This is a genomic window from Aerophototrophica crusticola, from assembly GCF_012913305.1.
Taxonomy (GTDB): Bacteria; Pseudomonadota; Alphaproteobacteria; order Azospirillales; family Azospirillaceae; genus Niveispirillum; species Niveispirillum crusticola.
This window is the reverse complement of the sequence record NZ_CP051775.1, coordinates 600,336-607,500: the sequence shown is the minus strand read 5'-3', so window position 1 is coordinate 607,500 and position 7,165 is coordinate 600,336. Positions and strand designations below refer to the sequence as shown.

The 7,165-nt window shown below is 69.7% G+C and carries 7 protein-coding genes and 1 rRNA gene (1 of these 8 running past the window's edge); all 8 read right to left on the bottom strand.

Annotation, left to right across the window (positions count from 1 at the left end; translation table 11 throughout):
* Positions 1-801: ribosomal RNA gene (locus HHL28_RS02875) — 16S ribosomal RNA — on the bottom strand (it extends 680 nt beyond the left edge of the window).
* Positions 802-1,381: 580 nt separating this feature from the next.
* Complete coding sequence (locus HHL28_RS02870) at positions 1,382-1,807, bottom strand: DUF1489 family protein (protein ID WP_075771658.1); 426 nt, start codon at positions 1,805-1,807, stop codon at positions 1,382-1,384.
* Positions 1,808-1,978: 171 nt separating this feature from the next.
* Positions 1,979-2,320 (bottom strand): acyl carrier protein, encoded by a 342-nt coding sequence (locus HHL28_RS02865; RefSeq protein WP_075771657.1) that lies wholly within the window; start codon positions 2,318-2,320, stop codon positions 1,979-1,981.
* A 132-nt stretch (positions 2,321-2,452) separates the two neighbouring features.
* Positions 2,453-3,355 (bottom strand): hydroxymethylglutaryl-CoA lyase, encoded by a 903-nt coding sequence (locus HHL28_RS02860; RefSeq protein WP_075771656.1) that lies wholly within the window; start codon positions 3,353-3,355, stop codon positions 2,453-2,455.
* The gene (locus HHL28_RS02855) at positions 3,352-5,355 is read right to left on the bottom strand and encodes an acetyl/propionyl/methylcrotonyl-CoA carboxylase subunit alpha (RefSeq protein ID WP_075771655.1); all 2,004 of its coding nucleotides are present in this window, start codon (positions 5,353-5,355) and stop codon (positions 3,352-3,354) included. Before HHL28_RS02855 ends, HHL28_RS02860 begins: the two co-directional genes overlap by 4 nt.
* A gap of 25 nt (positions 5,356-5,380) precedes the next feature.
* Positions 5,381-5,848, bottom strand: a complete 468-nt coding sequence (locus HHL28_RS02850) for an NAD-binding protein (protein ID WP_169654652.1) — start codon at positions 5,846-5,848, stop codon at positions 5,381-5,383.
* Entirely contained in the window at positions 5,797-6,042 is a 246-nt protein-coding gene (locus HHL28_RS02845) for a hypothetical protein (RefSeq protein WP_169654650.1), read from the bottom strand. Before HHL28_RS02845 ends, HHL28_RS02850 begins: the two co-directional genes overlap by 52 nt.
* The gene (locus tag HHL28_RS02840) at positions 6,042-7,112 is read right to left on the bottom strand and encodes a monovalent cation:proton antiporter-2 (CPA2) family protein (RefSeq protein ID WP_169654648.1); all 1,071 of its coding nucleotides are present in this window, start codon (positions 7,110-7,112) and stop codon (positions 6,042-6,044) included. The genes HHL28_RS02845 and HHL28_RS02840 overlap by 1 nt, the downstream gene beginning before the upstream one ends.
* Positions 7,113-7,165: the final 53 nt, after the last annotated feature.

Below are 7,165 nucleotides of genomic sequence, written 5' to 3'. Positions count from 1 at the left end.
TGCGGCACCGAGAACCTAGGGTTCCCAGCGCCTAGCCGACATCGTTTACGGCGTGGACTACCAGGGTATCTAATCCTGTTTGCTCCCCACGCTTTCGCGCCTCAGCGTCAGTGTCCGTCCAGTGGGCCGCCTTCGCCACCGGTGTTCTTCCCAATATCTACGAATTTCACCTCTACACTGGGAATTCCACCCACCTCTCCGGAACTCGAGCCAACCAGTCTCAAGCGCGGTTCCCAGGTTGAGCCCGGGGCTTTCACGCCTGACTTGGGTGGCCGCCTACGCGCCCTTTACGCCCAGTGATTCCGAACAACGCTAGCCCCCTTCGTATTACCGCGGCTGCTGGCACGAAGTTGGCCGGGGCTTCTTCTCACGCTACCGTCATCATCGTCGCGTGCGAAAGGACTTTACAACCCTAGGGCCTTCGTCATCCACGCGGCATGGCTGGATCAGGCTTGCGCCCATTGTCCAATATTCCCCACTGCTGCCTCCCGTAGGAGTCTGGGCCGTGTCTCAGTCCCAGTGTGGCTGGCCATCCTCTCAGACCAGCTACTGATCGTCGGCTTGGTGGGCCGTTACCCCACCAACTACCTAATCAGGCGCGGGCCGCTCCCTCGGCGGTGAACCTTTCCGCCGCAGCGCGTATCCGGTATTAGCGCCCGTTTCCAGGCGTTGTCCCGAACCGAGGGGTACGTTCCCACGTGTTACTCACCCGTGCGCCACTCCCCTTGCGGGGCGTCCGACTTGCATGTGTTAGGCCTGCCGCCAGCGTTCGTTCTGAGCCAGGATCAAACTCTCAGGTTTCACTTCGGCACCACCCAAGGCAAAACCAAGGGCGCGCCTCTCGAGTGCCGGCCAAGGCCGGGCACCAAAGCAACCTGCTTCCCAGCTACCCATCCCAACGGGATGGGGGCACAAGAGCATGCTACCAAGATGCACATGACCTCAGGCCAACGATCCGGGGCCATCCGCCCCTTGCCGCTGCGCCCGCCGCCTGCGCATCCCTTCTCGACACTTCACTTGTCCAAGATCCGGCGCGGCGGCCGGGGCCACCGCGAACCCACCCGCGCAGGCCGACCCGGTGGGCCAGCCCGCTCCCGGCACGCCAGGGGGCGGAAGGAACCGTGCGGCCCCAAGCGGGGCCAGCGCCGCGACAGGCGGGCCGCCAGGGCCCCGTCGCGCCCGGCCGCCAACCCTGTCGGGCATCGCGGCCGGACCCCCTACATAGCCATCCGGCAACGCGCCGTCAAGCCTTTTCTCAGGGAGCGCTCCACCGTCGCCGCCAGACTGCGTCCGGCGCGTCGGTGGAGCGCTTTCTACGCCCCACCCCAATCACCGTCAACAGGATTTTTGTGCGACGCGGAATTTTCTTCGCGGGCGCCAATCATGCCAATCCCAGTTCCCGAAGTTCGGCCAGCAGGTGGGCGGGCAGCTCGTCCCCTCCCCCGCCCTGGCCCAAGTCGGGTGGGGCATCCTCTGGCCGCAGGTAGCGCCAGCCCTGGAAGGGGCGCTTGGGCACGGGTGCCGTCTCGATCAGCTCCGGGTCCATCAGCATGCGGCAATAGGAGGTGCCGTCCGTATCGGCCACCATGTCGAAGCCCGCGAAGGGCTGACGGCAGCGGATCACTCCCTTGACCACCCAATAGATGCAGCCGCCGTCCAGCAGCTCCGCCTGCCGATTGGGCGGGCGCTTGGTGTAGGTCGGGACGACGCGGCGCCCCTGCCAGTCGATCTGGTGCTCGGCCCGCCAAGCCCGCATGGACTCCAGGCTTTCGGCGCCGACGGCGAGGCGGAGGAGATGGATGGTCATGTCCGGGTATGCTGCTTCGGCTGCGGTGCAGGGAAAGTGGCACCGCTTACGCCGCCGTAAAGCCCCGGTCCAGCGGGAAGAGGGGGATGGAAAGCGGTCCCGTCGGCAGCGCGACTGCGGCGGAGGCCCCTCCCCCTGCCCCCGTACCGGGAGCGCCTGAGGACAAGGGTATCACGCCCCCGCAGTGGCGTTCATGCCGCGGCACTGGGCCTCGAACCCGGCGGAGATGAATTCGGGCTTCTTGAACAGGCCCTTCAGCCAGGCGGCCAGCATGCACAACTCCTCCAGCTTCAGCACCTCATCCAGGGTGCCGGGCGGGAAGCGGATGGAAAAGCTGTCGGCGATGGCGTCCAGCACCTCTTCCACCTGTTCGATGGAAAGGCCGCAGTCGGTTTCCAGCATGGCGGTGCGGTTGAGGACCTTTTCGTCCACGCCGTATTCGTCGCGGATCAGCTTCACGATCCAGCGGAACATGTGCATCCAGTTGGAGACGCCCTCGATGGACCGACTCACGACCTGCTCCGCGCCAACGAACTCTGCGCGAAAGTAGTACGAGCCGGCCCCATTTGTCGAGTGACGGCGGCATTACTGCGCAAAGCGCGCGTTCCCCATCCGCTGGCGCGGTCGCAGCCGTGATGGTTCCGGTCAGGCCTGCCCGGCCTTGGCCATCAGGGCACGACCCACCTTGCTGCCCGTGGGGCGACCAAGGATCTCGGAAATCCAGCCGCCGACCCGGGCCACCGCGTCCAGGTCCACGCCCGTTTCCAGCCCCAGCCCGTGCAGCAGGTAGAGCACGTCTTCCGTCGCCACGTTGCCGCTGGCGCCCTTGGCGTAGGGGCAGCCGCCCAGGCCGGCGACGGCGCTGTCCACCACCGTCACCCCTTCTTCCAGGCAGGCCAGGATGTTGGCCACGGCCTGGCCATAGGTGTCGTGGAAATGCAGAGCGAGCCGGTCGGCCGGCACGTCCAGCACCACCCGCCGCACCATGGCGCGCGCCTTGGCCGGGGTGCCGACGCCGATGGTGTCGCCGAGCGAGACCTCATAGCAGCCCATAGCGACCAGGGCGGCCGCGACCTCCGCCACCTTCCCCGGGTCCACCGCCCCCTCATAGGGGCAGCCCAGGACGCAGGAGACATAGCCGCGCACCCGGACGCCCGCGGCCAGGGCCCGTTCCGCCACCGGGCGGAATCGCTCCAGGCTCTCCGCGATGGAGCAGTTGATGTTCTTCTGACTGAAGGACTCGGAGGCCGCGCCGAATACGGCCACCTCCGTCGCGCCAGCGGCGAGCGCGGCCTCCAGCCCCTGGGCGTTGGGGACCAGCACGGGGTAGGCGACGCCGGGATGCCGTGTGATCCCGGCCATCACCTCCGCCGAGCCCGCCATCTGCGGGACCCATTTGGGGCTGACGAAGGCGCCGGCCTCGATGGAGCGCAGGCCGGTGGCGGAGAGGCGGTCCACCAGCTCCACCTTCGTCGCCACGGGGATCGGCTGCTTCTCGTTCTGCAGGCCGTCGCGGGGGCCGACCTCGACGATGCGGATCGTGGTCATGGCGCGGCCTCGAAGCCCACCAGTTCCACCCCCTCCGGCACCTGGTCGCCCACCTGGTAGCGGTGCTTGGTCACCGTGCCGGCGGCGGGGGCCTTCAGGGTGTGTTCCATCTTCATGGCTTCCAGCACCACCACGGGGGCGCCCTTCTCCACGGCGGCACCTTCGGCCACCAGCAGGGCGATGACCTTGCCGGGCATGGGGGCGGTGAGCTTGCCGGCGGCGCCGGTGTCGGCCGCGGCGGTGGCCAGCGGCTCCACCACCTGGAAGCGGTGGGTGGCGCCGTCGAGGAACAGCACCAGCTCCGGCCCGGACTTCACCCAGGTGGCGGTGGCGGCGAAGCCGTCCAGGGTGGCGGTGAGGGTGCCGTCGTCGGCCAGCTTGCCGTTGCCGACGTGGTGCCCGCCGCGGGCGTCGAAATGGTAGCCGTCGCGGCGGTAGGTGAGCTTGAGCACATGCTCCGCCCCGCCCGGCTCCCGCAGGGTGACCGCATCGTGCGCCTCATCGTTCAGGCGCCAGCCGTCGGACCGGCCCCAGGGGTTCCAGGGGTCGGCGCTGGTGAGCGCCTTGGCCCGCGCCTCCCCCGCCCGGTGCAGCAGCAGGCCGAGGGCGGCGAGAACCTGGGCGCGCTCCGGGGCTTCCTGCGCGGGGGGCAGCAGGTCGGCCTCGTGCCGCTCGATGAAGCGGGTGTCCAGGTCGGCGGCCAGGAAGGCCGGGTGGGCGGCGATGGCGGAGAGGAAAGCCACGTTGGCGTTCAGCCCGGCGACCTGCGTGCCGCCCAAGGCTCCGCGCAGGCGGCGGACGGCGGCATCCCGGTCCTCGTCCCAGACGATCAGCTTGGCGATCATCGGGTCATAGTGGATGGAGATGGCGTCGCCCGCGCGCACGCCCGTGTCCACCCGCACATGGGGGCCGGCGGGCGGGAAGCGCAGGTGCCGCAGGGTACCGGTCTGCGGCAGGAAGCCCTTGGCCGGGTCCTCCGCGTACAGCCGCACCTCGATGGCGTGGCCGTTCAGGCGCAGCTCATCCTGCAACAGGGGCAAGCGCTGGCCGGAAGCGACGCGGAGCTGCCACTCGACAAGGTCCTGGCCGGTGACCAGCTCCGTCACCGGGTGCTCCACCTGCAGGCGCGTGTTCATCTCCATGAAGAAGAAGGAGCCGTCGGTGTCCAGCAGGAACTCCACCGTGCCGGCGCCCACATAGCCGATGGCCTGGGCGGCGGCCACAGCGGCCTGGCCCATGCGTTGGCGGATGGCGGGGTCCATGCGCGGGGCCGGCGCCTCCTCCACCACCTTCTGGTGGCGGCGCTGGATGGAGCAGTCGCGCTCGAACAGGTAGACGCAGTTGCCGTGGGTGTCGGCGAAGACCTGGATCTCCACATGGCGAGGCCGGGCCAGGTAGCGCTCGACCAGCACCCGGTCGTCGCCGAAGCTGGCCTTGGCCTCCCGCTTGGCGCTGGCGAGCTGGGCGGGGAACTCCTCCGGTCCGGTGGCGACCTTCATGCCCTTGCCGCCGCCGCCGGCGCTGGCCTTGATCAGGACGGGATAGCCGATGCGCGTGGCCTCTCGCGCCAGCAGCGATTCGTCCTGGTCCTCCCCGTGGTAGCCGGGGACGAGGGGGACGCCGGCCCGCTCCATCAGGGCCTTGGCCTCCGACTTGCCGCCCATGGCGCGGATGGCGCTGGCCGGGGGGCCGACGAAGGTCAGGCAGGCCTGGGCGCAGGCGTCGGCGAAGGCCGCGTTTTCCGACAGGAAGCCGTAGCCGGGGTGGACGGCCTCCGCCCCGGTGGCCTTGCAGGCCTGGATGATCGCGTCGGCGCGCAGGTACGAGTCGCGGGCGGGGGCGGGGCCGAGGCGGACGGCCTCATCCGCCAGGGCGACGTGCAGGGCGCCGGCATCGGCGTCGGAATAGACGGCCACGGTCTTCAGGCCCATGCGCCGGGCCGTGCGGATCACGCGACAGGCGATCTCCCCCCGGTTCGCCACCAAGAGCTTCTGGAACATGATCCCTCCCCCACACACCACCTGGTCAGGCCGTCTTCCCGGTCCTGCTTGGACCCGTCCGGGTCAGTGGTGCTGACGTATCCGATTCCCGGTAGCGCGTCACCAGTTCTTCGACGGCCATGGTGGGCACCCCCAGCGCCTCCAAGGCGCCCCGGGCCAGGGTCAGGCTGCTCTCGAACGTTTCCGGCACCACGGCGGTGACGCCCATGGCCAGCAGCTCGGCCGCGTGGTGGCGGTCGCGGGAGCGGGCGAAGATCTTCAGGTCCGGCCAGTGGTGGCGGATGGCGGCGATGCTGCGCTCAGCCGCCGCGGGAACGTCCAGCGTGACGATGATGGCCGTGGCGCGGTCGGCGCCCAAATGCTTCAAGACGTCGGGCTTGCTGCTGTCGCCGTAATGGATGGGGTGGCCTTCGGCACGGAGGGACCGAACCAGCTCCGGGTTCATGTCCAGGGCGACGAAGGGCACCTGCTGGCCGGCGAGGAGCTGGGCCACGGTGCGGCCGACCCGGCCATAGCCGCAGACGATGACATGGTTGGCCAGCTCCCCGGCCCGGCGGCCTGGGGCGATTCGGGGGCAGCGACCGGGAACAGGGCGACCAGCCTTTCCGCCAGGGCGGGCAGGAACGGCGTGACCATCATGGACAGGCCCACCACGGCGAACATGAACTGGCCCATGTCGGTGGGCATCAGGGCGGCGGAAAGGGCGACGCCGATGACGACGAAGGCGAATTCCCCCCTTCGCCCAGCAGCAGGCCGCTGCGGATGGCCACGTCCCGCGGGGCGCCGAATGCCAGCGCCAGCCCCCCGGCGATGGCCGCCTTGATGGCCATGAGGCCGACGACGGAGGCGAGGATCCAGCCGAGCTGGCCATAGATCAGGCTGAGGTCGATCCCAAGGCCCACGGACAGGAAGAACAGGCCCAGCAGCAGGCCCTTGAAGGGCTGGATGTCGCTTTCGACCTGGTGGCGGAACTCTGTCCCCGCCAGGACCAGCCCGGCCAGGAAGGCGCCGAGGGCCGCGGAGAGGCCGCCCTGGCTGGTGGCCCAGCCGGTGCCCAGCACGATCAGCAGGGCGGTGGCGGTGAACAGCTCGGTGCTGCGGGTGCTGGCCACATGGCGCAGCAGGGGCCCCAGGGTGAAACGGCCCACGAGGAGGATGACGACCACGGCCAGCACCGCCTTGCCCAGGGCGAACGCCAGGGTGAGGGCCAGGGGCTGTTCACCCGGGTCCGACAGGACGGAGACCATCAGCAGGATCGGCACCACGGCCAGGTCCTGGAACAGCAGCACGGCGAAGGTCACCCGGCCGGTGGGGGATGCCACCTGCCCCCGCTCCACCAGCAACTGCACCACCACGGCGGTGGAGGAGAGGGCGAGGCAGGCCCCCAGGATCGCCGCGGCGGGGGCCGGGTTGCCGAAGCCATAGGCGATGGCGCCGATGACGATGGCGCTCAGCACCACCTGGGTCGTGCCCAGGCCGAAGACCCATTTGCGCATGGCCGTCAGCCGGTCGATGGACAGCTCCAGCCCGATGACGAACAGCAGGAAGACCACGCCCAACTCGGCGAAGGCGCGGATCTCCTCCACCGCCGTGACCAGGCCGAAGCCGGAGGGGCCCAGGGCGACGCCGGCGGCGAGGTAGCCCAGCACCGGGCTGACCCGCAGCCGGTGCAGGACCAGGATGGCCAGCACCGCCGCGCCCAGGAACAGCAGCGTTTCCTGGACGAAGGGGAGGGCGTGGCTGTGGGCGTCAGGCATGGGGTTACTGTCCTGCGGCGTCGGGATGCCGCTTTGTGCCGGGAGAAGCGGTT

What these genes read in the sequence shown, in the direction of transcription:
- HHL28_RS02870 (WP_075771658.1), bottom strand. Translation starts at nt 1,807, where the DNA reads ATGACCATCCATCTCCTCCGCCTCGCCGTCGGCGCCGAAAGCCTGGAG.
- HHL28_RS02860 (WP_075771656.1), bottom strand. Translation starts at nt 3,355, where the DNA reads ATGACCACGATCCGCATCGTCGAGGTCGGCCCCCGCGACGGCCTGCAG.
- HHL28_RS02855 (WP_075771655.1), bottom strand. Translation starts at nt 5,355, where the DNA reads ATGTTCCAGAAGCTCTTGGTGGCGAACCGGGGGGAGATCGCCTGTCGC.
- HHL28_RS02845 (WP_169654650.1), bottom strand. Translation starts at nt 6,042, where the DNA reads ATGCCCACCGACATGGGCCAGTTCATGTTCGCCGTGGTGGGCCTGTCC.
- HHL28_RS02840 (WP_169654648.1), bottom strand. Translation starts at nt 7,112, where the DNA reads ATGCCTGACGCCCACAGCCACGCCCTCCCCTTCGTCCAGGAAACGCTG.